This window comes from Streptomyces sp. NPDC001508, assembly GCF_040298665.1.
GTDB lineage: Bacteria > Actinomycetota > Actinomycetes > Streptomycetales > Streptomycetaceae > Streptomyces.
This window is the reverse complement of record NZ_JBEPAP010000030.1, coordinates 1-25288: the sequence shown is the minus strand read 5'-3', so window position 1 is coordinate 25288 and position 25288 is coordinate 1. Positions and strand designations below refer to the sequence as shown.

18 protein-coding genes, 2 pseudogenes and 1 riboswitch are annotated in these 25288 nt (G+C 71.5%); of the genes and pseudogenes, 12 read left to right on the top strand and 8 right to left on the bottom strand.

Annotated features, from left to right (window positions below):
• Position 1 precedes the first annotated feature (1 nt).
• Positions 2-1573, top strand: coding sequence for an NADH-quinone oxidoreductase subunit M (locus tag ABT245_RS25165; RefSeq protein WP_351737194.1), 1572 nt, complete (start codon positions 2-4; stop codon positions 1571-1573).
• Positions 1570-3219 (top strand): NADH-quinone oxidoreductase subunit NuoN, encoded by a 1650-nt coding sequence (nuoN, locus tag ABT245_RS25160; protein ID WP_351737192.1) that lies wholly within the window; start codon positions 1570-1572, stop codon positions 3217-3219. Before ABT245_RS25165 ends, nuoN begins: the two co-directional genes overlap by 4 nt.
• A gap of 70 nt (positions 3220-3289) precedes the next feature.
• Here the strand turns inward: nuoN and ABT245_RS25155 are convergent, their stop codons facing one another.
• Positions 3290-3889 carry a Uma2 family endonuclease gene (locus tag ABT245_RS25155; protein ID WP_351737190.1) on the bottom strand — a complete coding sequence of 200 codons (600 nt, stop codon included), beginning with the start codon at positions 3887-3889 and terminating at the stop codon, positions 3290-3292.
• Positions 3890-4089: 200 nt separating this feature from the next.
• On the opposite strand from ABT245_RS25155, the gene recQ reads away from it, so the two are divergent.
• A complete protein-coding gene (gene recQ / locus ABT245_RS25150; protein WP_351737326.1) occupies positions 4090-6102 on the top strand; it encodes a DNA helicase RecQ in 2013 nt (670 codons plus the stop codon).
• Positions 6103-6158: 56 nt separating this feature from the next.
• On the opposite strand, the gene ABT245_RS25145 is transcribed toward recQ, so the two are convergent.
• Positions 6159-7097: a M56 family metallopeptidase gene (locus ABT245_RS25145; RefSeq protein ID WP_351737188.1), complete on the bottom strand. Its 939-nt coding sequence runs from the start codon at positions 7095-7097 to the stop codon at positions 6159-6161.
• Positions 7098-7938: 841 nt separating this feature from the next.
• The gene (fahA, locus tag ABT245_RS25140; RefSeq protein WP_351737186.1) at positions 7939-9171 is read right to left on the bottom strand and encodes a fumarylacetoacetase; all 1233 of its coding nucleotides are present in this window, start codon (positions 9169-9171) and stop codon (positions 7939-7941) included.
• A gap of 307 nt (positions 9172-9478) precedes the next feature.
• Between fahA and ABT245_RS25135 the strand changes: the two are divergent.
• The 3 genes and pseudogenes from ABT245_RS25135 to ABT245_RS25125 form a co-directional block, all read left to right on the top strand.
• Positions 9479-9751: pseudogene (locus ABT245_RS25135) on the top strand (ATP-grasp domain-containing protein); the annotation flags it as partial.
• A 93-nt stretch (positions 9752-9844) separates the two neighbouring features.
• Positions 9845-11041 carry an FAD-dependent oxidoreductase gene (locus ABT245_RS25130; RefSeq protein ID WP_351737184.1) on the top strand — a complete coding sequence of 399 codons (1197 nt, stop codon included), beginning with the start codon at positions 9845-9847 and terminating at the stop codon, positions 11039-11041.
• A 114-nt stretch (positions 11042-11155) separates the two neighbouring features.
• The gene (locus ABT245_RS25125) at positions 11156-11962 is read left to right on the top strand and encodes an HAD family hydrolase (RefSeq protein WP_351737182.1); all 807 of its coding nucleotides are present in this window, start codon (positions 11156-11158) and stop codon (positions 11960-11962) included.
• A gap of 9 nt (positions 11963-11971) precedes the next feature.
• On the opposite strand, the gene ABT245_RS25120 is transcribed toward ABT245_RS25125, so the two are convergent.
• Together ABT245_RS25120 and ABT245_RS25115 are read right to left on the bottom strand one after the other, a co-directional pair.
• Positions 11972-12463, bottom strand: coding sequence for a transglycosylase SLT domain-containing protein (locus tag ABT245_RS25120; RefSeq protein WP_351737180.1), 492 nt, complete (start codon positions 12461-12463; stop codon positions 11972-11974).
• A gap of 5 nt (positions 12464-12468) precedes the next feature.
• Positions 12469-12644, bottom strand: a riboswitch (cyclic di-AMP (ydaO/yuaA leader).
• 303 nt (positions 12645-12947) lie between these two features.
• Positions 12948-15200, bottom strand: a complete 2253-nt coding sequence (locus ABT245_RS25115) for a CocE/NonD family hydrolase (RefSeq protein WP_351737178.1) — start codon at positions 15198-15200, stop codon at positions 12948-12950.
• 236 nt (positions 15201-15436) lie between these two features.
• Here ABT245_RS25115 and ABT245_RS25110 point away from each other — a divergent pair, with 236 nt between their 5' ends.
• The 4 genes from ABT245_RS25110 to ABT245_RS25095 all read left to right on the top strand — a co-directional run bounded on the left by ABT245_RS25110 (position 15437) and on the right by ABT245_RS25095 (position 20942).
• On the top strand, positions 15437-16447 hold the full coding sequence (locus tag ABT245_RS25110; protein WP_351737176.1) for a polyprenyl synthetase family protein: 1011 nt from the start codon (positions 15437-15439) through the stop codon (positions 16445-16447).
• A gap of 1374 nt (positions 16448-17821) precedes the next feature.
• The gene (locus tag ABT245_RS25105) at positions 17822-19018 is read left to right on the top strand and encodes a LolA family protein (RefSeq protein ID WP_351737174.1); all 1197 of its coding nucleotides are present in this window, start codon (positions 17822-17824) and stop codon (positions 19016-19018) included.
• Positions 19019-19051: 33 nt separating this feature from the next.
• Complete coding sequence (locus ABT245_RS25100; RefSeq protein ID WP_351737172.1) at positions 19052-20038, top strand: ABC transporter ATP-binding protein; 987 nt, start codon at positions 19052-19054, stop codon at positions 20036-20038.
• Positions 20025-20942, top strand: coding sequence for a DUF2705 family protein (locus ABT245_RS25095; RefSeq protein ID WP_351737170.1), 918 nt, complete (start codon positions 20025-20027; stop codon positions 20940-20942). The genes ABT245_RS25100 and ABT245_RS25095 overlap by 14 nt, the downstream gene beginning before the upstream one ends.
• Here the strand turns inward: ABT245_RS25095 and ABT245_RS25090 are convergent.
• The gene (locus tag ABT245_RS25090; protein ID WP_351737168.1) at positions 20932-21567 is read right to left on the bottom strand and encodes a flavodoxin family protein; all 636 of its coding nucleotides are present in this window, start codon (positions 21565-21567) and stop codon (positions 20932-20934) included. The genes ABT245_RS25095 and ABT245_RS25090 overlap by 11 nt on opposite strands.
• Positions 21568-21870: 303 nt before the next feature.
• Here ABT245_RS25090 and ABT245_RS25085 point away from each other — a divergent pair, with 303 nt between their 5' ends.
• A complete protein-coding gene (locus ABT245_RS25085; protein WP_351737166.1) occupies positions 21871-23547 on the top strand; it encodes a tetratricopeptide repeat protein in 1677 nt (558 codons plus the stop codon).
• Positions 23548-23700: 153 nt separating this feature from the next.
• Positions 23701-24312 (top strand): annotated as a pseudogene (locus tag ABT245_RS25080) (recombinase family protein); the annotation flags it as partial.
• A 300-nt stretch (positions 24313-24612) separates the two neighbouring features.
• Here ABT245_RS25080 and ABT245_RS25075 read toward each other — a convergent pair.
• On the bottom strand, positions 24613-24822 hold the full coding sequence (locus ABT245_RS25075) for a DUF397 domain-containing protein (RefSeq protein WP_351737164.1): 210 nt from the start codon (positions 24820-24822) through the stop codon (positions 24613-24615).
• Positions 24819-25288: Scr1 family TA system antitoxin-like transcriptional regulator (locus ABT245_RS25070; protein WP_502982184.1), on the bottom strand; the 470-nt coding region annotated here is incomplete at its 5' end. The genes ABT245_RS25075 and ABT245_RS25070, both read right to left, overlap by 4 nt.

The window sequence follows — 25288 nt, the reverse complement described above, 5'->3', positions numbered from 1 at the left end:
GATGTCCTTTCCCCTGCTGACAGCGACGGCGGTGCTCCCGGCCCTCGGGGCGGTCGCCACGGCGGCCGTGCCGGCCGCGCGACGCACCGCCGCCAAGTGGCTGGCGCTGCTGGTCTCGCTGGCCACGCTCGCCCTGGCGATCGTCATCCTGGTCCGCTTCGACCCGGGCGGCGACCGCTACCAGCTCACCGAGTCCCGCACCTGGATCAAGGCCTTCGGGGTCAGGTACGAGCTGGGTGTGGACGGCATCGCGGTCGCCCTCATCGCGCTGACCGCCCTGCTGATCCCGTTCATCATCCTCGCGGGCTGGCATGACGCCGACCCGCTGGAGACCGGCAGCCGCCGCTGGCGGCCGACCCAGGGCTTCTTCGCCCTGATCCTGGCCGTCGAGGCGATGGTGATCATCTCCTTCGAGTCCACCGACGTCTTCCTCTTCTACATCTTCTTCGAAGCCATGCTGATCCCGATGTACTTCCTCATCGGAGGCTTCGGGGACCGTGCCCACGAGCACGGCGAGAAGGCGGCGGCGACGCAACGGTCGTACGCCGCGGTGAAGTTCCTGCTCTACAACCTGGTCGGCGGTCTGATCATGCTGGCCGCGGTGATCGGGCTCTACGTGGTCGCCGGGAACTTCAGCCTTCAGGAGATCGCGCAGGCGCGGGCCAACGGCTCGCTGCACATGGCGACCAGCACCGAGCGCTGGCTGTTCCTGGGCTTCTTCTTCGCGTTCGCGGTGAAGGCGCCCCTGTGGCCGCTGCACACCTGGCTGCCCAACGCCATGGGTGAGGCCACCGCCCCGGTCGCCGTCCTCATCACCGCGGTCGTCGACAAGGTGGGCACCTTCGCGATGCTCCGCTTCTGCCTCCAGCTGTTCCCGGAGGCAAGCAAGTGGGCGACGCCGGTCATCCTCGTCCTGGCCCTGATCAGCATCATCTACGGGGCACTGCTCGCCGTGGGCCAGCGTGACATCAAACGGCTGGTGGCCTACGCGTCGATCTCGCACTTCGGCTTCATCATCATGGGCATCTTCGCGATGACCAGCCAGGGCCAGTCCGGCGCCACGCTCTACATGGTCAACCACGGCATCTCCACGGCCGCGCTGATGCTGGTCGCGGGCTTCCTGATCTCCCGGCGCGGCTCGCGGCTCATCGCGGACTACGGCGGCGTGCAGAAGGTCGCCCCGGTGCTCGCGGGCACGTTCCTGATCGGCGGCCTGGCGACCCTGTCCCTGCCGGGCCTCGCGCCCTTCGTGAGCGAGTTCCTGGTCCTGGTCGGCACGTTCACGCGCTACCCGGTGATCGGGATCATCGCCACCTTCGGCATCGTCCTCGCCGCGCTCTACACCCTCGTGCTCTACCAGCGGACGATGACGGGCCCGGTGAAGGCGGAGGTCGCCAAGATGCCCGACCTGCGGGTGCGTGAGCTGCTGGTGGTGGCCCCCCTGGTGGTGCTGCTGATCTTCCTGGGCGTCTACCCGAAGCCCGTCACGGACATCGTCAATCCGGCGGTCAAGCAGACCATGTCCGACGTACACAAGACCGACCCCAAGCCCGAGGTGGAGGCGGCCAAGTGAGCACAGCAGCCGTACAGAGCCTGTGGACAACCGCGGCCGACCCGATCTCGAAGATCGACGCGCCGAAGATCGAGTACGGACAGCTGTCGCCGACCCTGATCATCGTCGGCGCGGCGATCATCGGGGTGCTGATCGAGGCGTTCGTGCCGCGCAGATCCCGTTACTACGCCCAGGTGTTCGTGTCCGTCGTGGCGCTGTGCGCCGCCTTCGCCGCGGTGATCGCGCTCGCGGCGGACGGGTACGGCACCACGAAGGCGCACATCGCGGCGATGGGCGCGATCGCCGTCGACGGGCCGTCGCTGTTCCTTCAGGGCACCATCCTGCTGGCCGGCCTGGTCGGCCTGTTCACCTTCGCCGAGCGCCGCCTGGACCCGGCGGCGCACGGCAACCGGGTCGACTCGTTCGCCGCGCAGGCATCGTCCGTGCCGGGCAGCGACAGCGAGAAGGCCGCGGTGAAGGCCGGGTTCACCACCACCGAGGTGTTCCCGCTGCTGATGTTCGCGGTGGCCGGCATGCTGGTCTTCCCCTCGGCGAACGACCTGCTGACCCTGTTCATCGCCCTGGAGGTCTTCTCCCTCCCGCTCTACCTGCTGTGCGCCCTGGCCCGCCGCAAGCGTCTGATGTCGCAGGAGGCCGCGGTCAAGTACTTCCTGCTCGGCGCGTTCGCCTCCGCCTTCACCCTGTTCGGCATCGCGCTGCTGTACGGCTACGCGGGCTCGGTGTCGTACGCGACGATCGCGCAGGTCGTCGACGGCACGGTCACCAGCGTCGACCCGGCCCTTGCCAACACGATGGGCAACGACGCGCTGCTGCTGATCGGCGGCGCGATGGTCGTGATGGGCCTGCTGTTCAAGGTGGGCGCGGTGCCCTTCCACATGTGGACGCCGGACGTCTACCAGGGCGCGCCGACGCCGGTGACCGGCTTCATGGCGGCGGCCACCAAGGTGGCGGCGTTCGGCGCGCTGCTGCGGCTGCTGTACGTCGTTCTGCCCGGTCTGCGCTGGGACTGGCGGCCGGTCATGTGGGCGGTCGCGATCGTCACCATGCTGGGCGGCGCGATCGTGGCCATCACCCAGACCGACATCAAGCGGCTGCTGGCGTACTCGTCGATCGCGCACGCGGGCTTCATCCTCGCCGGTGTCATCGCGACCTCGAAGGACGGCGTCTCCTCCGTCCTCTTCTACCTGGCCGCGTACTCCTTCGTGACGATCGGCGCGTTCGCCGTGGTCACGCTGGTGCGCGACGCGGGCGGCGAGGCGACGCACCTGTCCAGATGGGCCGGACTCGGCCGGCGTTCGCCGCTGGTCGCGGCCGTGTTCGCGGTGTTCCTGCTGGCCTTCGCCGGCATTCCGCTGACGTCCGGGTTCGCCGGGAAGTTCGCCGTGTTCAAGGCGGCGGCCGAGGGCGGCGCGGTTCCGCTGGTGGTCATCGGTGTGATCTCGTCGGCGATCGCGGCGTTCTTCTACATCCGGGTGATCGTGCTGATGTTCTTCAGCGAGCCCCGGCCGGAGGGACCGAACGTCGCGGTGCCCTCGCCGCTGACGATGGCGGCGATCGGCATCGGCGTCGCGGTCACGGTGGTGCTCGGCGTGGCGCCGCAGTACTTCCTGGACCTGGCGAACCAGGCGGGCGTCTTCGTGCGCTGACGCGTGCTGCGGACACACCGCGGCCCGGCACCGCTCGGGGGTGCCGGGCCGCCGTCCGTCTGGTGCCGGGCTACCGCGGCGCGGTACGACGCGTCCTGATCTGGGTGAGGTCCAGGTCCACGGAGAAGGGGACGTCCCTCTTCATCCGCTCGCGGAAGATCCCCACGCTGGTGTACGTGCCGGTCGTCGGCTCCAGCTCGAAGGCGTGCACGGCGGCGCGGCCCTTCTCGTTCTCGACCCGCCAGTAGTGGGGGGTCTTCGCCCGGGCGTACTTCAGGGGCTTGGTCTCGCGGTCGCGGGAGACGGAGTCCTCGGAGACGACCTCGATGGCCAGGATGACGGCTTCCGCGGAAAACCGAGTCTGCTCGGGGGCCACCACGTCCGCACGCACCACGACCACGTCCGGCTCAGGCCGGTTCTGGCGGTCGATGTGGATGGTGAACTCGCGGACGACCTCCAGATCCGCTGGTGCGACGGATTGAAGCTGCCATTCGAAGAAGCTCACAACCCGGCTGTGAAAGAAGGTCTGCGGACTTACGAAGACCAGGCTGCCGTCGATCAGTTCCGTGTGCGGAGGGAGATTCGGAAGCCGGTCCAGGTCGTCGGCGGTCCAGCTGCCCTCAGACGGGATCGGCCAGCTGGACGCGGACGCCGTCGGTGCGACGCTCATCGGTGCTCCCATGGGACGGAGTCTCGCCGGTTCCATCAGACTATCGGCCGGAAATGGGGCAGGTCTCCCGCGAACGTGTGAACGACGGTCGTGTCCTTGACGTGGTGGGAAGCCGGAGCCTGTGGATAACTCCGGGGCTGTCGGTCCGGGCCCCTATCGTGGAGGCAGTGGTCGAGGGACGACGTACGGGGGACACGGCGATGGGCGGGACGGGCGGGATCGACGAGATGCCAGGGGTGACCGAGAGCGAGGCGTTGGCCACGCTGCACCGGGTCTTCGGATACGAGGTGTTCCGGGGCGAGCAGGAAGCGATCATCGAGCATGTGGTGGCGGGCGGCGACGCGGTCGTCCTCATGCCGACCGGCGGCGGCAAGTCGCTGTGCTACCAGATCCCGGCCCTGGTCAGACCCGGTACGGGCGTCGTGGTCTCGCCGCTCATCGCGCTGATGCAGGACCAAGTGGACGCGCTGCGCGCGCTCGGCGTGCGCGCCGGGTTCGTCAACTCCACCCAGGACTTCGACGAGCGTCGCGTGATCGAGGCCGAGTTCCTGGCGGGTGAGCTGGACCTGCTCTACCTCGCCCCGGAGCGGCTGCGCCTGGACTCCACCCTCGATCTGCTCTCCCGCGGCAAGGTCTCCGTCTTCGCGATCGACGAGGCGCACTGCGTGTCCCAGTGGGGCCACGACTTCCGGCCCGACTACCTTGCCCTGTCCCTGCTCGGCGAGCGCTGGCCGGAGGTACCGCGGATCGCGCTGACCGCCACGGCCACCCGCGCCACCCACGAGGAGATCACCGGCCGGCTGAACATGCCGTCGGCCCGGCACTTCGTGGCCAGCTTCGACCGGCCCAACATCCAGTACCGGATCGTGCCCAAGGCCGACCCCAAGAAGCAGCTGCTCGCCTTTCTGCGCGAGGAGCACGCGGGGGACGCGGGCATCGTGTACTGCCTGTCGCGCAACTCCGTCGAGAAGACGGCGGAGTTCCTGAGCCGCAACGGCATCGAGGCGGTGCCCTACCACGCGGGCCTGGACGCGGGCACGCGCGCGGCGCACCAGGCCCGGTTCCTGCGAGACGACGGCCTGGTCGTGGTGGCGACCATCGCCTTCGGCATGGGCATCGACAAGCCGGACGTGCGCTTCGTCGCCCATCTCGACCTGCCCAAGTCCATCGAGGGCTACTACCAGGAGACGGGCCGCGCGGGCCGCGACGGTCTCCCCTCCACGGCCTGGATGGCCTATGGGCTCAACGACGTCATACAGCAGCGCAAGCTGATCCAGTCCGGCGAGGGCGACGAGGCGTTCCGCCGCAGGGCCGCCGCCCACCTGGACTCGATGCTCGCGCTGTGCGAGACGGCCACCTGCCGCCGCGGCCAGCTGCTCGCCTACTTCGGGCAGGATCCCGATCCGGTGGGCTGCGGCAACTGCGACACCTGCCTCACCCCGCCCGAGACCTGGGACGGCACGATCGCGGCCCAGAAGGTGCTGTCGACGATCGTGCGGCTGCAGCGGGAGCGCGGGCAGAAGTTCGGCGCGGTGCAGATCGTGGACATCCTGCTCGGCAAGCGCACGGCGAAGGTGATCCAGTTCGACCACGACCAGCTGTCCGTCTTCGGCATCGGAGAGGAGCTGACCGAGGGCGAGTGGCGGGGCGTGGTCCGGCAGCTGCTGGCCCAGGGGCTGCTCGCGGTCGAGGGGGAGTACGGCACGCTGGCGCTGTCCGAGGCGAGCGGCTCGGTGCTGCGCGGGGGCCGGGAGGTGCCGCTGCGCAAGGAGCCGAAGAAGCAGGCCGCCGCGCGCACGGCGACCGCCGCGTCCGGCCGGGGTGACCGCAAGCCCAGGGCGGCCGTGGCCGAGCTGCCCGACGAACTGCTGCCCGCCTTCGAGGCGTTGCGTGCCTGGCGCGCAGAACAGGCCCGTGAGCAGGGCGTTCCGGCCTATGTCATCTTCCATGACGCGACCCTGCGGGAGATCGTCACCAGATGGCCCGGCTCCGTGCGGGACCTCGGCACGGTGAGCGGCGTCGGCGAGAAGAAGCTGGCGACGTACGGGGAGGGCGTGATCGAAGTGCTGTCCTCGCTCGGTGCTCCGACCGACGCCGACCCGGCCGTCACCTCGCCCGTGGCTGCCGCGCCGGCTCCGACGGGCGGTGCGGCGACGGACGACGGCGGCGGGCCCGAGCCGGACGCCGAGCCCGAGCCGGAGGACTGGTTCTAGACGGGCACCGGGACGCCTGCCCGGCGACGCGGTCCCGCGCCCATGGCCCGGGCGCGTCAGGACAGCGCCGTCAGCCCCGGGGCGAAGGTGATCAGCAGCGGCAGCAGGGGCACCAGCGCGGCCACCGTCGTCGTCAGGGCTCGCTGTCTGCGCAGCAGCCGGGGCGGGGGCTCCAGCAGGCGGTCCACACGCTCACCCAGCAGGCGTCGGCTGGAGGCGCAGGACAGCACCCCGCGGTGCTGGTTCAGCTCGATCAGGGCGAGGGCCGTGGTGAGGTGGCCGCAGCGGCGCGACGCTGTGTCGTCGGCGGCCAGCTCGACCAGCCGGTGGGTCTGGTCGCAGAAGTGGGCGAACAGCGGGACCCGGGGAAAGCCGGTGGCCAGCGCGGTGGACAGGTGCAGCAGCCAGTCGTGGTGGGCGCGGGCGTGGCCGCGCTCGTGGGTGAGGACGGCGTCCAGCTGGTGGTCGGTGAGACGGTGCAGCGCCCCGGTGGTGACGACCAGCTGCGGCGGATGGCCCGGCATCCACCAGGCGTCGGGGTAGTCGTCCTCCAGCACCAGCATGGGCCCGCGAGCCGTGGACAGCCCCGCCGGCAGATCGGGGGCGCGTTCGCGCAGATGCGCGCGGGTCCGGCCGCGCCGTCGGCGCGCCTCGGTCAGCTCACGGGCGAGCATCGCCGTCGTCCACGCGGCACCGCACGCCAGCAGCAGGGTGAGGGCGACGGCCCAGACCGGGGCGGTGGACAGATCGTAGGCGGCGGTGACAGCCGGCGGAGCGGGGGCGAAGACCTGGTCGCGCACGGTGTGGAAGACGGCCGCGGCACCCAGCGTCAGCGCGGCCAGGCAGCACAGCAGCACGGTGGCGACCAGGCACTGCCACACCCACAGCGCGACCACGGGTTCCCGCTCGGGCCAGGCGGCCCGGCTCAGCTCGCGGGGTGCTGGCACGGCGGACGTCAGGGCGACGACGCTCAGCAGGAGCAGGCAGACGGTCATGCCAGGGGCTCCGGTTCCTGGTCGGAGGAAGGGGCGGATATCGGTGGTGCGCGGCAGTCGGGCGTCGGGTGGTGCGGTGTACCGCCCGCAAGTATGAGGGCGATGGGCGGCCGACGGCAGGGGGCGAAGCCGAACCGCCCCCATGTGCCCCGGTCCGCCGTCCCCACCGCCCCGCCTGCCCCGGTCCGCCCAAGCCCACCTTCAGCCCGATCCCTGCCGCTGCCCCGAGCTTTGCTGCCGACGCGTACTCTGCTGCGCAATTCGGCTGAGCAGTGGAGGCCGGCCGGGAAAGCCGCGACGACCACCGCGTTGTCACAGGTCGCGGCCCGCGCATCGGAACCGCTCCGCAATTGCGCAGCAGAGTCGACGCGCGCTTGGCCGTTGGCCCGCGCCCGCCGTGGGTCGGCGCGGCTTGCGCTTGGCCCCCGCCTTGCCGCTGCCCCGAGCTTTGCTGCCGACGCGCGCTTCGCCCCTGGCCCGAGCCTGGCCGCTGGCCCGTGCCCGCCGTGGGCGCGCGCCCTGCCCGGGGTCCCCGCGGCTGTTGGCCCATACCCTCCTGCTCCCGTGCCTCGCCGCGGGCGCGCCTTGCCGCTGCCCCAAGTCCTGCCGCCGGCCCGTGCCCCGCTGCGGGCGCGCCTTGTCCCTGGCCCGAGTCCTGCCGCCGGCCCGTGCCCCGCTGTCGGCCCCCGCCCCGCCGCTGGCCCGAGCACGCTGCTGGCGCGTGCCTTGCTGTCGGCCTTCGCCCCGGTGCTGGTCGGCGTCCCGCCGCGGGTCGCCGGGCGCCGGGGCGGGGAGGGCGCCGGGGCGGGGAGGGGGCCGGGGCGGGCGGCCGGGGCGTGCGTCAGGAGTTCGGGTCAGTGCGGGCGATCACCCGGCCGGTGACGTCGCCGAGTCCCACCCGGGCGCCGCCGGGGCCCGGCGCCCAGGCCGAGAGGGTCACCACGTCCCCGTCCTCCAGGAACGCCCGCTTGCCGTCGGGGAGTTCGAGCGGGTCCCGGCCGTTCCAGGTCAGTTCGAGGAGCGAGCCGCGCTGGTCCGGCTCCGGCCCGCTCACCGTTCCCGACCCGTACAGGTCGCCGGTGCGCAGCGAGGCGCCGTTCACCGTCAGGTGCGCCAACTGCTGTGCGGCGGTCCAGTACATGGTGGAGAACGGCGGTTCGGACACCACATGACCGTTGACCGCGACGGTGATCCGCAGGTCGTAGCCGCCGGGCTCGTCGCCGGAGCCGGAGTCGTCCAGATACGGCAGCGGGGGGTGGGTGCGCGGCGGCGGCGCCACCCGGGCGTCCTCCAGGGCCTCCAGCGGGGTGATCCACGCCGATACGGAGGTGGCGAAGGACTTGCCGAGGAACGGGCCGAGGGGGACGTACTCCCAGGCCTGGATGTCCCGCGCGGACCAGTCGTTGAGGAGGCACAGCCCGAAGACGTGCTCCCGGAAGTCGCCGAGCGCCACCGGTTCGCCCCGCGTGGACGGCACGCCGACCACGAAACCGACCTCGGCCTCGATGTCCAGCCGGACCGAGGGGCCGAAGACCGGTGCCGGGTCCGCCGGGGCCTTGCGCTGGCCCGACGGCCGCACGATGTCGGAGCCGGAGACCACGACCGTGCCGGAGCGGCCGTGGTAGCCGATCGGCAGGTGCTTCCAGTTCGGGGGCAGCGAGTCCGCGGCGTCGGGGCGGAAGATCTGGCCGACGTTTCGGGCGTGGTGTTCGGAGGAGTAGAAGTCGACGTAGTCGGCGACCTTGAAGGGGAGGTGCAGAGCCACCGACGACAGGGGGTGGAAGAGCGGTTCGATCGTCTCCCGGTGGGAGGGGACCGTCAGCCACGCCGTCAGGGCGCGCCGGACGTCCGACCACGCGGTGCGGCCCGCGGCGAGCAGCGGGTCGAGGGTGGGCCGCGCGAGCAGCGAGACAAACGGCGAGCCGAGCGCGGCGGCAGCGGCGCCCGCGTCGAGCACATGGTCGCCGAGCCGTACGCCGACCCGCCGCTCCTGGCTGCCGGTGGGCGAGAACACGCCGTACGGAAGGTTGTGCGGGCCGAAGGGATCGCCCTCGGGGACGTCGAAGGGTGGCATGGGTGCTGCCTCGCTCTCATCCGTGCCGTGCCTGGTCATGTGTGCCATGGATCGCGGCACACGTTACGGGGGAGTTGCCTCCCTGGGCAGTGTCTGAAGAGTTCACAATGCCCGAATAAGCCCTGTTGTCGGAGGGGGCAATTCCGGCTTAGCGTCTTTTGGGGGGACGCGGACGGGGTGGGTCCGGTCCCGTGGGGGAGCACATGGGGGAGCCGTGGCCAGGGATGCCGTCAGCTTGCTGTGCCGGGCGGAGCGTGAAGTGCTCGGCCTGATCGTCAGGTTCGGCGACCACCCCTTGCGCCGCGGTGGCGTCGGAATGATCCGCGGGCTGGACCTGACCGGTCGTCCGGTGCCGACGAGGGAGCGGCGCGTCGGCCGTCGGTGGGTCGTGGAGGACATCGGCCTGCCCGCTCTCCTCGCCCACCGCCGCGCCGGCTGCACGACGCCGCACGCGCCGGACCGGCCGAGCGGGGCGGAACCGGCCTGGTTCGCGGGTGCGGATCCGCTGCCGTTCCGCGTGACGGCCGCGCGCTTCGTGCGGCCGTCCGCCAAGCACCTCTGTCAGACGTGGCGGATCTGACAGAGGTGGCGCATCTGTCAGACGTGGCGGACCAACCGCCGCGACAGCACGACCACCGCCATGAAGCAGGCGTCACATCCTGGGGAGGACTTCGTGATCCAACCGGTAGCAGTCATCGGTGCCGGACCCTTCGGTCTGTCCACCGCCGCCCATATCAAGGCGCGCGGGGTCCCCGTGCGCGTCTTCGGCGACCCCATGGTGAGCTGGCGTGATCACATGCCCGCCGGGATGCTCCTGAAGTCGACCCCGGCGGCCTCCACCATCGACGCCCCGCAGCCCGGCCACACCCTGGTCGACTACTGCGACGCGGCGGGCGTTCCCCGACTGGTCACCGACGAGGACGTCGTCCCCGTCGAGACGTTCATCTCCTACGGAGAGTGGTTCCAGCGGGAGCTGGTGCCCGACCTGGAGCGGGTCAGGGTCGTCTCGGTCGACGGGCGTGCCGACGGCGGTTTCGACGTCGGGCTGGCCTCGGGCGAGTCGTTCCCGGCGCGCGCCGTCGTGATCGCCACGGGACTGTCGGGCCTGTCCCATCTGCCCCCGGAGCTGGCCGCCGCCGCGGCGGACGGACCCGCCCCGACGGGCCCGGTGTCCCACAGCTCCCAGCACCACGACCTCACCCGGTTCGCCGGCAAGGAACTGATCGTCGTCGGCGCCGGGCAGTCCGCGCTGGAGACCGCGGCGCTGGCGGCCGAAGCGGGCGCACGCGTGCGCGTGGTCGCACGGCGCCGCGTCGGCTTCGGTGCCCCGCCGTGGCACCGGCCGCGACTGCGTCCCGAGTCGCCGTTCGGCCGCGCCTGGTCGCTGTGGGCCCTCAGCCACTATCCGCACTCCTATCGCCACCTGCCCGCGCACACCCGGCACTACCTGGTCCGCCGGGTGCTCGGCCCGCTCGGCGCCTGGTGGTTGCGGGACCGCTTCGAGGGCAAGGTGCGGGTGGAGGAGATCGACCGCGTCCTGGGCGCGGAGGCCCCCGACGGCACGCCGGTCCTCACGGTCCGCACCCGTACCGGAGCCACCGGCCGCTTCCTGGCCGACCATCTCATCGCGGCGACCGGCTACCGCGTCGACATAGCCGCGATGGGCTTTTTGGGCCACGGCGTCCGAGCCCGGCTCGCCGTCAGCCGGGGCACTCCGGAACTCGGCGCGGGCTATGTCTCCTCGGTTCCCGGTCTCTACTTCACCGGCCTGCCCGCCGCGGCCTCCTACGGCCCGGTGATGGGCTTCGTGCGCGGCACCGAGTTCGCCTCGCCGCGCCTCGCGAAACACCTGGTGGCGGCACACGCCTGAGACCGCGCCACACCGGATGAGGGCGTTGCCGCGACCTCTGTCTCCGGCCGGAGGAGCGCAAGGGGCAGGCGGGAGCGGTGAGTCGTGGCGGCCCGCTGTCCGTATTCTCTGGTCATGGCCGCTCCTCCCACATGTTCACTCGTCGCCACCGACCTTGACGGAACGCTCCTGCGTGGCGACGACACGCTCTCCGACCGGTCCCTCGCCGCGCTCGCGCGTGTGGCACGCGCCGGCGCCCGGCACCTGGTGGTCACGGGGCGCCCGGCGCCACGGGTGCGGCCGTTGCTCGACACACTGGGCCGCGGGGGGCTCGCGGTGTGCGGACAGGGCGCGCAGGTGTACGACGCCGAAACGGACCGCCTGCTGTGGTCGGTCACCCTGGACCGGGAGTTGGCCGAGACCGCGCTCGGCAAGATCGAGGCCGAGGTGGGGCAGGTGTACGCGGCCGTCGACCAGGACGGGGTGAGCGGGCTCACGCTCATCGAGTCCGGCTATCTGATGCCGCATCCGACGCTGCCCGCCGTCCGTGTCGAGCGGCGCGACGATCTGTGGTGCGCGCCCATCAGCAAGGTGCTGCTGCGTCACCCCGCCCTGTCGGACGACGAGTTGGCGGCGACGGCGCGCGCGGTCGTGGGCTCGCTGGCGACCGTGACCATGTCGGGGCCCGGGACCGTCGAGTTGCAGCCGTGCGGTATCACCAAGGCCACGGGTCTTGCACTGGCCGCCGAGCACCTTCGGCTGGCCCCTGAAGGGGCCGTCGCCTTCGGTGACATGCCGAACGACATCCCGATGTTCGACTGGGCCGCCCACGGAGTGGCCATGGCCGGCGCCCACCCCGAGCTGAAGGCGGTGGCCGACGAGGTCACCCTGTCGAACGAGGACGACGGCGTGGCCGTCGTCCTCGAAAGACTGTTTCCGTGACGGGACGTGTCAGTAGGCGCCGTTGACGTTGTCGATCGAGCCGTAGCGCTTGGCGGCGTAGTTGCAGGCGGCCGTGATGTTGGCGACCGGGTCGTAGATGTCGTACGACGTCCCGGCCACGTGGTAGGCCCTGAACGTCGGGTCGATGACCTGGAGCAGACCCTTGGACGGGATGCCCTTCGCGGCGTTGGAGTCCCAGAGGTTGATGGCCCGCGGGTTGCCCGAGGACTCGCGCATGATGTTGCGGTGGATGCCGTAGTAGGTGCCGGGGATGTTCTTCTCCGCCATGATCGCGAGCGATTCGCGGATCCAGCCGTCGAGGTTGTTCGGGTACCCGGCAAGCGTCGTTCCGGCCGTCGTCACGGTCCCGGGGGTGGCCGCGTGGGCGCCGGTGGCGCCGAGGAGCGGCAGGGCGAGCACGGCGGCTCCGGTGCCGGCCACCGCGAGGGTACGGGCGAGGCGGTTGGTGCGGACGAGACGGTGTCGAGCGGCTGCAGACATGGCGTTGTTCCTCTCCGGCGCCTGCGAGGTGAGCTGTCGGGTTCGGGCGGGGGAGGTGCCCGGCCGGCCGCCGAAAGGCGACGCGACTTCACCCCAAGCCGTTCCGGCCGGCTGGTGCCGTCCGGCCCGGCGGCCTACCTGGGTCCCCCGCTCCTGCCGTACGAAATGTGGTTTGTCGATGGGTCATGTCGGGTGGCGGCAGGATTAGGCGTCCATCCGACTGGCCCGGAAGCTATGCGACTGCACATGTCGGAAACAAGGGGTGGATTCCCGGCTCGTACCAATTGACATGCGATTGAGACGAATGAGCCGCTTGATCCTTTGCTATCGCCAAGCGTCAACTCGACGTCGAGGAAAGGGTGGTGGGGGCTTCGGGCGGGGTGCTGCTGCCGCGATAAGGGGTGACTCAAGTCACTCCCCTCGAAGCTCAAGTGCATTCGGCACCAAGGGGAATTGAGATACTAATAGCGGCAAATCGGGCACTTCATCCCATGGTCCTCGGAATCCGCTTCTCCCAGGTTCGGTGGAAGATCACTTCACCGCCCGTCGTGCAGACCGCCTCGTCGGCGGTGACGAAGTGGCCGGCGTCACAGGAAATCTCCGAACGGACCTGGACCGTGGTGTCCCACGGCAGATCCGGGCGGTGCAGTCGCACCGAGTGCTCCGAGCGGGCGCGGGCCGACAACGGGTCGTTCCCGGTGATCGTGTACGTCTCCGTCGCGCCCTCGGTCCACTCCAGACCGTCCGGGTACGCGCGCGTGCCCTCGCGGCTCGGGGCCACCTCCACCCGCCACTCGTCCTCGGCGACGTCCCGCACCACCAGCCGCCCGGGGCGCGGCCCGTCCAGCGTGACGTACTCGCCCGCGCCCAGCGGCTCGGCCTGCTCGGGCTCTTCGAAGACGACCGCCGGGCCGGACACCCTGGCGCGCACCGGCAGTTCGAGCGAGCTGCCCGCCGGGTCGAGCACGCAGCCCGCCGCCGACTCGGGCCGTGGCCAGACCCACGGCCAGTACGCGGAGGAGACCGCGAGACGGATGCGGTGACCGGAGGGGAAGGCGTGCCCGGCCCCGCCCAGTTCGACGGTCGCCTCCTGCGGGCTGCCGGGTGACCAGGGCCCCGACTCCTGCGTGCCGCCCGGTGACGAGGGCGCCCCCTCTTGCGGGCCGCCCGGTGACGTGGGCGCCGACTCCTGTGTTCCGCTCGATGATCGGGGCGTCGCCTCCTGCGGGCCGCCCGGCGGCCGGGGTGCCGCATCCTCGTGGTCGGGCGGCGCCAGGTCCAGCACGCCTCGGGCGACCAGGGTCGACGAACCGTCCGGGGCGACGTCGCAGACCCGGATGATCAGCTGCGTCCGCGGCGCCATGCGGGTCAGTCGCAGTCGTACCCTGGGCCGTCCGAGCACCCAGGTCTCCTCGGTCACCTCGAAGTCGAAGCAGACGGACCGTCCGTCCTCGGCCCGCTGGTCGGGCGGCAGGTCGGCCTCGTCGCCGATCGGGCGGAAGCGGCCCGCGTCCACGCCGGTGTGCAGGGGTGAACGCACCAGGACCGGGGCGCCTCGGAGGTCGTGGGCGACGCTCGTCACGTTGGGGGACGGCCAGGCGGGTTCGCCGACCCAGCGGCCCGGCAGGGCGGCGCGGGCCGCGTCCGGGCGGTGGGACTCGACGACGTACGCACGCAGGAGCGGTTCGGACATCACCGGGCGCGCGCCCACGCCGCCGCGAGGAGCGGCGCCCATGGAGCCGTGGGAAGTGGCGGACGTAGACCCGCGGGAAGCGGCGGATACGGAGCCGTGGGGAGTGCCTGCCGCGGAGCCGCGGGGAGGGCCGGACGGTGAGCCGCGCTTGAGCCAGTGGTCCCACCAGCGCAGGGTTTCCTGGAGGAAGCCGATCGCCGGTCCGGGTGGCAGGTACAGGTCGGGGTAGTGGTGCGACCAGGGCCCGATCAGGCCGCGGACGCGGTCGTGGGGAAGGTGTTCGACCAGACGGAGGACAGTGTCGTGGTAGGGGTCGTACCAGCCGCCGACCGCCAGCACCGCCGCCTTGATGACGCCGAGGGTCGGAGGGCGGCCGGCGGGTGTGCCGGTGGTTCGGGGTGCGAGCCAGGTGTGCAGGGCGGGGGTCAGCGCCTCCAGACGGGTCGACCAGACGGCCTGCCAGGAGTCGCCGGCGTACCGCGGGTCGGGCGGGAGGGCGGCGGTCGTGAGCGCCGCGGCGGAACGGGCGAGCAGGCGGGCGGCGACGGCGGAACCTGCGAGGCCGTGCCCTTCGTTCTCGTAGCGGTCGTCGGGGCAGCAGACCGCGACGACCGCCTTGAGCGGCTCGGGCGCGAGGGCCGCGATCCGGAGGGAGGCGGAGCCGCCCCGGGAGATGCCGAACACGCCCACGTGGCCGTCGCACCACGGCTGTGCGGCCAGCCACTCGACGACCTCCGCCCCGTCGGCCGCCTCCGCGGCCTCCGCCGCCCGGCCCGCGCCCGCCGGTACTCCCTCGCTGCCGCCGTATCCGCGCGCGTCGACGCGGACGGAGACGTAGCCGTGCCCCGCGTACCAGGGGTGCCGCTGGGCGTCGCGCGGCGCCGTCCGGTCGGTGAGGCGGTCCGGGGCGTACTCCAGAAGGACCGGTACGGGTTCGTCCGTCACGGGGCGCCACGCGCGCGCGTACAGCCGCGTCCCGTCGGCGAGGGGGATCCACAGGTCCGTGTGAACGGTTTCGTAGGGGAAGGACGTACGGATGTGCATGGGCGGCGTTCCGGGGCATTAGCGGGGCAAAAGGTGTCGCACTCCCATGAGTCCATGAATATCGGATTGTATCGGCTGATCGGCAACATATCGGTCGTGATCTGATACCGCCCGTGCTGGACGGTGGGCGCTATGGGTGATCGAAACCTGACCGGATACGCTGACTTGAGTGATGGCAGCGACCTATCGACAAACCGTGTAATCGCCAGCAGACACCAGCAGACAGGAGACCCCTCGTGACCGTCGTCGGGCCGTTCGGGCTGAGCGTGCGGGACCAGGCTCTGGAAGCCGATGTCCAGGCCGGATTGGCGGCTGTCGAGGAAGGCTTGCTCGAAGCCACCAAGAGCGAGGTGCCGTTCATCACGGGGGCCGCGCAGCACCTGGTACGGGCGGGCGGCAAGCGGTTCCGCCCACTCCTCGTGATGCTCGCCGCGCAGTTCGGCGACCCGTACGCGCCCGGGGTGGTGCCGTCGGCCGTGGTGGTGGAGCTGACCCATCTGGCGACGCTGTACCACGACGACGTGATGGACGAGGCCGCGGTGCGGCGCGGGGTGGACAGCGCGAACACCCGCTGGGGCAATTCGGTCGCGGTCCTGACCGGCGACTTCCTGTTCGCCCGCGCCTCGCAGATCCTCGCCGACCTCGGTCCTGAGGCGGTGCGGGTGCAGGCCGTCGCGTTCGAGAGGCTGGTCACCGGGCAGATCCTGGAGACGGCCGGGCCCTTGGACGGGCGCGACCCGGTCGAGCACTACCTGGACGTGCTCGCCGGCAAGACGGGCTCGCTGGTCGCGGTGTCGTGCCGGTTCGGGGCGATGATGTCCGGCGCCGACGAGACGGTCGTGGACGTGCTCACGCAGTACGGCGAGCGGCTGGGCGTCGCCTTCCAGCTCGCCGACGACGTCCTGGACATCGCGTCGGACTCCCAGGAGTCCGGCAAGACCCCGGGTACGGACCTGCGGGAGGGCATCCCCACGCTCCCCGTGCTGCGGCTGCGGGAGCGGGCGGCGCGGCTGGGGCTGCCCGAGGACCTCGCGCTGTGCGAGCTGCTGGACTCCGACCTGTCCGACGACGGCCGGCACGCGCAGGCGCTGGAGGCTTTGCGCGCGCACCCCGCACTGGAGCAGGCCCGACGGGACACCGTGCGGTACGCGAAGGAGGCGCGAGCCGCGCTGGCTCCCCTCCGCGAGTGCGAGGCGAAGTCGGCCCTGCTGGAACTGTGCGACGCGGTGGTCCACCGGGCGGGATAACCACAGGGCGGGTGGACCACCTGGCGAGGCGGCCACCGGCGGGATGACCTGCGAGCGGGCTGGCCACCGGACAGGGGGCCACCGGGTGGGCTGGCCACCGGGCGGGGGGGCCGATGAGCGGGATGGCCACCTGCGACGGGGTGGTCCACCGGGCGGGATGGCCACCTGGCGAGGCGGCCACCGGGTGGGCTGGCCACCGGGCGGGGCGGCCTATGAGCGGGATGGCCACCTGCGACGCGGTGGTCCACCGGGCGGGACGGCCACCTGGCGAGGCGGCCACCGGCGGGATGGCCTGCGAGCGGGACGCCCACCGGCCGGGGCGGCCACTGGGCAGGGGCGGCCACCGGGTGGGCTGGCCACCGGGCAGGGCGGCCTATGAGCGGGATGGCCACCTGCGACGGGGTGGTCCACCGGGCGGGATGGCCACCGGGCGGGACGGCCACCGGGCGGGATGGCCATCGGACAGGGGTGGCTACCGGGTGGGACGGCTGGCGAGCGGGATCGCCGCCGGGCGAGGCGAGCACCGGGCGGGGCGGCCGATGAGCGGAACGATCGCTGAGCAGAACGGGCCTGCCCCGGTCACCGATCCCGGCACGGCGGACCAAGCGCTGACCCGCCGCCCGCCTGTTCCGTCCACCCCGCGCTACCGATTCCCGGAGACGACGCATCGCGCGGACGCACTGTGCCGCCGAGCGCTTCAGGAGTCGTTCCGTGCGTCCGGGCTGGCCGCCCGTCCCGGCCGTCCGCGCCCGGATGCTCGGCCCACCGTGGGCCTCGCCCGCCTGTCGGCCCCCGGCGCCCCTTTTTTCCGGCTGCCCGCTGGGGCGTCCGTCAGTACCGTCCGTTCTCGGCGTCGGTCTGTTCCGGCCGCCCGGCCCGCCCCCTGTCCCGACACCCCCCGTCCCGGCGCCCCGTCCCCGGCACCCCCCCCGTCCCGGCGCCCCCGTCCCCGGCGCCCCTCTGTCCCGCCCGTCCGTGCCGGTTGTCCTGGCCGTCCGTGCCGGTTGTCCCGGCTGTCCGTGCCGGTTGTCCTGGCTGTCCGTGCCGGGAAGCGTTTGGTTCCGGCGGCCGTGCCTCGGGCCTATGACTGGCTCAGCCCCCGGCCGTCGCCCCGTTTGACCGCGTTGACCTGGGAAATGTCCGGCGGCACCCCCCTTACCCCTACGGGTCGGGGGAGGCGCCTCCTTTGCGTGTCATACCGGAGGTGTACGTGGAGTTGCGTCCGCGGGGTGACGCGTCCGCGCACCGGATTTGGTCAGATGGAAGCCACGGAAATCACCACTCCTCACCGATTCGGGTGAGAATGGCGGCTCAGGGTGGGAACAGTGCATCGGTGCGTAGAAGGCCGCCGCCGACGACGGAGGTAAGCCACATATGGCACGGTACGAATCCGCTGACAACTCGGGCGCCGAGGAGACCGAGGAACTGCGCTCCGGCCGGCGCAAAGCCGCTCGGTACGTCGTCCCGGTCGCGGTCGTGGGGGTGACGGCGGCGACCATCGGACTGGTCCCGGCACTCGCCGACTCAGGCGACCCGAGTCTGCCGAAGATCACCGCACAGCAGCTCATAGAGAAGATCGCCAAGTCGGACGTCGAGCAGCTGTCCGGCACGGTGAAGATCAGCACCGACCTGGGCCTTCCGAACCTGGGCGGTCTGGAGAACAGCCTGGCCTCGGGCATCGCCCCGTCCGGCGACGGATCCTCGGCCGACCCGACGTCCAAGCTCACCGAGCTGGTCTCCGGCACGCACACCCTGCGCGTCGCCGCCGACGGCCCGGACCGGCAGAAGCTGTCGCTGATCGAGAGCGCGGCCGAGTACAGCCTCATTCACAACGGCAAGGACGTCTGGGGCTACGACAGCAAGTCGAACGAGGTCTACCACGGCACCGCCGCCCAGGACGGCGCGGAGCACAGGAACGAGGCTCCGGCCACACCCAAGGACCTCGCCGACGAGGCCCTGAAGTCCGTCGACGACACCACGTCCGTGACCGTCGACGGCACCATGCAGGTCGCCGGCCGGGACGCCTACAAGCTGCTCGTCAAACCGAAGCAGTCCGGCACCACGGTCGGCGCGATCAGCATCGCGGTGGACGCGAAGACCGGCCTGCCGCTGAAGTTCACGCTGACCCCGGCGAGCGGCGGCGCGGCGGTCGTCGACGCGGGCTTCACCCAGGTCAGCTTCGCCAAGCCGGCCGCATCGACCTTCGACTTCACCCCGCCGAAGGGCGCCAACGTGACCGAGGAGGACAAGTCCGAGTCCGCCGAGGTCCCGGATGCCAAGTCCGGCCACGACCTCGCCAAGGGCCCGCAGGGCCACGAGGTGCTGGGCGAGGGATGGAACGCGATAGCCACCTTCGACACGGGTGAGAAGGGCGGCCTGCCGTCCGGTTCCGCCGGCGGTGACCTGGGCGGCTTCCTCGGCTCGCTCGGCGACCAGGTGAGCGGCAAGTTCGGCAAGGGCACGGTCTTCTCCACCCGCCTGGTCAACGCCCTGCTCACGGACGACGGCAAGGTGTACGTCGGCGCCGTCACCAAGGACGCCCTGGTGAAGGCGGCGAACTCGGGGCAGTAAGCACCCTGCGGGCACGACGAATCGAGGGAGCCGATGGACGAACCGTCCACCACGGGGCGACAGACGGCGCGGGAGCCGGAGGACGCGGGGCCGAGCGTCATCCACACCCGCGGCCTGACCAAGCGCTACCGCGGCGGACAGCTCGCCGTCGACGGTCTCGACCTGACCGTCCCGGCGGGCAGCGTCTTCGGCTTCCTCGGTCCGAACGGCTCCGGCAAGACCACCACCATCCGCATGCTGATGGGACTCATCGAGCCCACCTCCGGCACCGCGCGGGTACTCGGACGGGCCATGCCCCGCTCGGCGCGCGCGGTGCTGCCGCAGGTGGGCGCGCTCATCGAGGGCCCCGCCCTGTACGGCTTCCTCTCCGGCCGGGACAACCTCGTACGCTACGACGCCGCCGATCCGACCGCCGATCCGCGCACCCGGCGGGCCCGCGTCGCCGCCGCCCTGGACCGGGTGGGCCTGGCCGCCGCCGCGGGCAAGAAGGCCAGGGCGTACTCGCTGGGCATGAAGCAGCGGCTCGGGCTGGCCGCCGCGCTGCTCCAGCCGCGCAGGCTCCTCGTCCTGGACGAGCCGACCAACGGGCTCGACCCGCAGGGCATGCGCGAGATCCGTTCCCTGGTCCGGGAGTTGGCGTCCGACGGCACGACCGTCTTCCTCTCCTCCCATCTCCTCGACGAGATCGAGCAGGTGTGTACGCACGCGGCGGTGATGGCGCAGGGCCGGCTCATCACCCAGGGCGCGGTGGCGGACCTGGCCGCCGGGGCACGTGGCCGGCTGGTCGTGACCACGCCGGACACCGGGGACGCGGCCCGGGTGCTCAAGGAGCGGGGCGTCGGCGATGTCGTGGTCGCCGAGGACCGGGTGACCGCGGAGCCCCCGGAGGGCGAACTCGCCGAGGTGAACGCCGCGTTGGTGTCGGCCGGGGTCCGCGTCCGCGGCTTCGGGGTGGAACGGGCATCGCTGGAGGACGCGTTCGTGGCACTGACCGGAGAGGGGTTCGATGTCACAGGTTGACGCCGGGGCGGGCGAGGCCACGGCCGCGGTGCCCACGGCCGGGCGAGGGGCCGGACGCGCCCCGAACCCGCTGTGGACCTTCGGGCTGCTGCGCAGCGAACTGCTCACCACCTTCCGGCGCTGGCGCACGCTCGCGCTGCTGGGTGTGCTGGCCGCGGTGCCGATCCTGGTCGGCATCGCCGTCAAGCTCGAAACGCGGGACGGCTCATCGGTCGGCGGAGGCGGTGGCGAGGGGCCGGCGTTCATCACGCAGATCACCAACAACGGCCTGTTCCTGGTGTTCACCGCGCTGGCCGCGACGCTCCCGTTCTTCCTTCCGATGGCGATCGGGGTCGTCGCGGGTGACGCGATCGCCGGGGAGGCCAACGCCGGAACGCTGCGCTATCTTCTGGTCGCCCCGGCGGGCCGCACCCGCCTGCTGCTCACCAAGTACGCGACGACAATGGCGTTCTGCCTGGTGGCGACGCTGGTGGTGGCGGTCTCGGCGCTGGCCGTCGGGGCGCTGCTGTTTCCGCTGGGCGATCTGACGACCATCTCCGGCACGCGGATAGGTTTCGCCGACGGCCTGGCGCGTGCGCTGCTGATCGCCCTGGTCGTGGCCGCGTCGTTGATCGGTCTTGCCGCCCTCGGTCTGTTCGTCTCCACCCTGGTCAACAGCGGGATCGCGGCGATGGCCACCACGGTGGGTCTGCTGATCACCGTGCAGATCCTCGACCAGATACCGCAACTGCACGCGATCCAGCCGTACTTCTTCTCGCACTACTGGCTGTCCTTCGCCGACCTGATGCGCGAACCGGTCTACTGGGACGACCTGGTCAGGAACCTCGGGCTGCAAGCGCTGTACGCGGTGGTGTTCGGCTCGGCTGCCTGGGCGCGGTTCACCACGAAGGACATCACGGCGTAAGGGCGCCCTCCTGACGGGGGCGGGGCGCTTGGACGGCCGTCTCCGTCTCGTGCGGGAAGTGCGCGAGCGGAGCCTCCTGCGCGAAGAAGGTCTTCGCGCGCGCCAGCGCCTCCGCGTCCTTGAGCACGTCGCCCCGCGCGCTGCCGCAGCCGAGCAGGACGCCGCCGAAGCGCATCTTCAGGTACGCGGCCGAGTTGTTGAGCGTGCCGGTCAGCGGGGCGGCCACATCGGGTTCGCGGTCCGCGAGCGCGGTGACGCCCCAGAGGGTGCGGCCGGCCAGGGTCGCCTTGAAGCCGATGCCGGGGGTGCGCAGCCAGCCGGACCAGTGGTCCAGGTAGCGCTTGGTCGGGCCGGACACCGAGTACCAGTACAGCGGCGAGGCGATCACGATGTCCGTGGCGGCGAGCGTGGCGTCCAGGAGCCGGCCCGCGGCGGTGTCGGAGGGCGGCCGCACATGGTCGCTGTCGTGGCGCAGGTCGGTGAACTCGGGCAGCGGGTGGTCGAGCAGGCGGATCCACTCCTGCTCGACGTCCACGGGCAACTGCTCGGCGGCCCTGTGGGCCAGCAGTTCGGTGTTGCCGTCGAGACGGGTGCTGCCCAGCACGAACAGGAAACGGCGGGTCATCGGTCCCCCAGGTGATCGGCCCACGAGGAATACAGGATTGCGCATTATATGCACATGCAAGGATGCTCCGTCGAGTGTGCTCCGTCCAGTGCGCGGAGGACGCGGTGGGGCAGGCGCTGCCGGGGCCGGGGGAGGGCCCGTGAAGCGGGTCGTCGGCCGGACCGTCGTGTTGCGGCGGTCGGGAGGGCGGTTCCTGGTGCGAGTCTGTGACGTCGCGGTGACGCGGAAACCGTGGCGAGCGGCGACACTCGACAGTACGCAAGGGTACGACCGGATCGTGACGCCGGGGGAGTGAGGGGGACGATGTCTCGTCTCAGCCGCGAGGAGAAGCGGGAAGAACGGCGCGGCGCGGGTCCGGCGGCGCCGGTGGATGTCCGTGTCTCGGCCGTGGGCGAGGCGACGGTCGACGGCGTACCCCTTGCCGCGGCCCCCGGCCGGGAGATCCAGGACGCCGTCCTTGACCACCTCCACCGCCTGGCCCGCACGCTCGGCCACCCCGTACGGGCGGCGATCCACGACGCCCGCGTCGGCTATGTGGTCCCCCTCCAGGTGGACACCGACGGCGCCAGCCGCTTCACGGCCGACCCGGCAAGGATGACTCCGCGGACCAAGGCGGGGGCGCGGGCGTCGGAGGAGTCCGGGGCGGCTTCGGAGCCGGGACTGCCGGAAGAGGCGGAAGCGCGGGAGGCGTTGGGGGAGTCGGCCGACGGTTCGGGGGAGCCGGCCGACGGCTTCTCGCCGGGTTCCGGTCATGGCTCCGCCGCTGCCACCGCCGAACGGCCGCCGTATCGCGAAAGCCCCACCCACTTCCTGCGATCCGTCGTCGAACCGGTGCGGGAGGCCGCTCCGACGTACCCGCTGCGGGCGGTACCGGAGCCGACGCCGCAAGTGCAACCCCCGGTACCGGAGTCGCTGACGCACGCGCAGCCCCCGGAACCGGAGCCGACGCCGCGCGCGCAGGCTGCGGCCACGCTCGGGCCGGTGCGGATGACGGATGTCGCCCCTGGCACGGTCCGGCCGCCCACCGGCGTCTTCGGGCCGCCCCCGGTCATGCCCGGCCACCCGTCCGGCCCGGCGGACCCACCCCACCTCACAGCCCCGCCCCACCTCACAGCCCCGCCTCACCTCACGGAGGCGCGTCATCTCACGGAGCCGCCTCACCTCACGGAGGCGCGTCATCTCACGGAGCCGCCGCGTCCTACGGAGCCGCCACGTCCCGCCGAGGCGTCCCTGCCTGTCGAGCCGAGCCCGGCCGCGGTGCTGAAGCCGTCCGGTGCATCCGGGACGGACGGTACGTCCGGTTCCGCGCCGGACTGGGTGTCTGACGCGACCGTTTCGGGGGCGAGTTCCGTCTTCGCGCTCAGCGTTCCCGAGTCATCCCGTACCACCCCCCGTTCGCTCGTCGCCGACTTTCCCGCCGGGGCGGATCCCGATCCCAGGCCCACGCCGGCCCGCGGGTTCGATGCCGTGGCCGAGGCCGTGCTCGGGGACGGGGACGGGGACGGGGACGGGCAGGGCGGTGGGGCCGTGCTCGGGGAGCCGACCGCGCGGATCAACGAGGCCGTCAGGGCGGGGCGGATCGACGCGGCGGCCGAGTTGGCGGAGCGTACCGTCGATGAGGCCGCCGCCGACCTGGGGCCCGATCACCCCGAAGTGCTCCGGCTGCGCGAACTGACCGCCTACATCGCCTACTTGTCCGGCGATCCGCTGCACGCCTTCCGGCTGTCGCTGGACCTCGCCCGGCTCCGCCGCGGCAGCCGGGACCCCGAGGCGGCCTACGGCAACGTCCAGAGCGCGGCGGCGGCCTGGCGCGCCGTACGCGATCCCGAGCAGGGTCTCAGCCTCGGCCGGGACCTGATCGCCCTGTGGACGGAACTCACCGCCGAGGACGGTCCGGCGGCCGACGACCTCGAGCAACTGGAGTCAGCCCGCGCCCGCATGGTCCGCCTGACCGAACGCGCGGCCCGGGCGGCCGACTAGGCCGACGATGATGCGCCGCCCCGTCACTGCACGCAGAACTCGTTGCCCTCCGGATCTCCCAACACTCCGTTCTAGCGGTTCTGGAGTGTCGGCATGGTGGCATCCGTCCTGGTCAAGCCCGGTAACGGGAACCTGTCCGTCCCTACAGAGGGGATGACGACCAGCACCCCACGGGACCCGCTCGGGGGCACGGTCTACACCGAGACCCTTCGGGGTGTGCGGTGCGTCCGGCTCTCTGTGCTCACTGACGAGACCACCAGCCCCGAGCGGCAGCGCGAGGCAGACGACATAGCCGCGGCAGCCCTCGGAATCGACTTCGGCGAGGGTGACGCGCTCCGCGAAGCCGTGGACCTTGACGTGTCCGCGAGCAAGATTTCCCCGTTCGACCGTCCCGCGCTCGGGTCATGGCTCGCCCGTCCGGACGAGTTCGACGTGTTGGTGTGGTGGCGATTTGACCGTGCCATCCGGTCCATGGGCGACATGCACGACCTAGCCAAGTGGGCAAAGGCTCACCGAAAGATGCTCGTCTTTGCCGAGGGCATCGGCGGGGGTCGTCTTACGTTCGACTTCCGCAACCCCATGGACCCCACGTCCGAACTCATGATGATGATGCTTGCCTTTGCCGCACAGGTGGAGGCACAGAGCATCAAGGACCGTGTCACCGGTGCCATAGCGGCAATCCGCAAGATGCCGCTTCGGTGGCGCGATACACCGGGTTTCGGCTGCTGGCCAGAGACAGCCTCACGGGGGCACTCGCTGGCTCCGTTGAATGGGTGCGCAACGACGCTGGGTTGTGGGTGCAGTGGGACGAGCCCGTGACCGGGTGCGCCTACGGGCTGCACTGCCCGGCCGTGTGGCTCACCGACCGCACCCCCGACCAGGACCCGCCGCAGGGTCTCCAGTTCGTGACCCCCACGCCCCGACTCCGGGCAGCGTGACCGGAGCCTCGCCAATGCTTCCCAACTCGGGGTGTGGCGGGGTTCTCGTCGTTTCACGGGCACAGCAAAGCCCCACCATGCCTAGCACGATGGGGCTGCCGTGAGCGGGTGTGGCTGGTCCGACTCGTCAGACGGTGCCGAACTCTCCGCCCTTGACGCTCGCCACGAAGGAAGCGAACGAGTCGGCGGGGAAGTCCAGTACGGGACCAGCCGGGTTCTTGGAGTCACGGACGGGGACCACGCCGCAGGAAGCGACGAGGTTTGCGGCGACCTCGATGCACTGGCCGCCGTTGCTGCTGTACGAGGACGTGTACCACTGCGGGTCTTCGGTCGTCACGGGGTGCCCTTTCGTAACTGTTCGATCATGGCCGCTGATGCCGCCTGGGAAGCAGCTTCGACCTGTGGCTGATGGTAGGCCGTCAACATGGGCTGGACGAACCGCATATCCCGCTCTAGTTGTCCTTGCTGCGCAGACTCGGAGTACGCGACGTGCGACCGGTCCGGGAGGGTTAGGAGAGTAACCGGCAGGTCGAACGAACGACGCTCGCCAAGATCGAATGGGGACACCTGGAGCACGCTGTTCGGCAGCTCGGCGAACGCAACGAGCTTGTCCAACTGTGCTGCCATGACTCCCGAGCCCCCGACGCACCGTCGGATACAACTCTCGTCCAACACCGCGTGGATGAACGGCGGGGGATTCCGTACTAGCCTCGGGCTTTCACGAGGGGGACCGTCCGAGTGTTGATCAAATAAGCGAGGAGTGCCTCTGAGCTGGGACGATAGGGCTTGTCGAAGGTCCTGTT

What these genes read in the sequence shown, in the direction of transcription:
- ABT245_RS25165 (WP_351737194.1), top strand. Translation starts at nt 2, where the DNA reads ATGTCCTTTCCCCTGCTGACAGCGACGGCGGTGCTCCCGGCCCTCGGG.
- ABT245_RS25155 (WP_351737190.1), bottom strand. Translation starts at nt 3,889, where the DNA reads ATGAGCGTCGCACCGACGGCGTCCGCGTCCAGCTGGCCGATCCCGTCT.
- recQ (WP_351737326.1), top strand. Translation starts at nt 4,090, where the DNA reads ATGGGCGGGACGGGCGGGATCGACGAGATGCCAGGGGTGACCGAGAGC.
- ABT245_RS25145 (WP_351737188.1), bottom strand. Translation starts at nt 7,097, where the DNA reads ATGACCGTCTGCCTGCTCCTGCTGAGCGTCGTCGCCCTGACGTCCGCC.
- fahA (WP_351737186.1), bottom strand. Translation starts at nt 9,171, where the DNA reads ATGCCACCCTTCGACGTCCCCGAGGGCGATCCCTTCGGCCCGCACAAC.
- ABT245_RS25125 (WP_351737182.1), top strand. Translation starts at nt 11,156, where the DNA reads ATGGCCGCTCCTCCCACATGTTCACTCGTCGCCACCGACCTTGACGGA.
- ABT245_RS25120 (WP_351737180.1), bottom strand. Translation starts at nt 12,463, where the DNA reads ATGTCTGCAGCCGCTCGACACCGTCTCGTCCGCACCAACCGCCTCGCC.
- ABT245_RS25115 (WP_351737178.1), bottom strand. Translation starts at nt 15,200, where the DNA reads ATGCACATCCGTACGTCCTTCCCCTACGAAACCGTTCACACGGACCTG.
- ABT245_RS25105 (WP_351737174.1), top strand. Translation starts at nt 17,822, where the DNA reads ATGGCACGGTACGAATCCGCTGACAACTCGGGCGCCGAGGAGACCGAG.
- ABT245_RS25100 (WP_351737172.1), top strand. Translation starts at nt 19,052, where the DNA reads ATGGACGAACCGTCCACCACGGGGCGACAGACGGCGCGGGAGCCGGAG.
- ABT245_RS25095 (WP_351737170.1), top strand. Translation starts at nt 20,025, where the DNA reads ATGTCACAGGTTGACGCCGGGGCGGGCGAGGCCACGGCCGCGGTGCCC.
- ABT245_RS25090 (WP_351737168.1), bottom strand. Translation starts at nt 21,567, where the DNA reads ATGACCCGCCGTTTCCTGTTCGTGCTGGGCAGCACCCGTCTCGACGGC.
- ABT245_RS25085 (WP_351737166.1), top strand. Translation starts at nt 21,871, where the DNA reads ATGTCTCGTCTCAGCCGCGAGGAGAAGCGGGAAGAACGGCGCGGCGCG.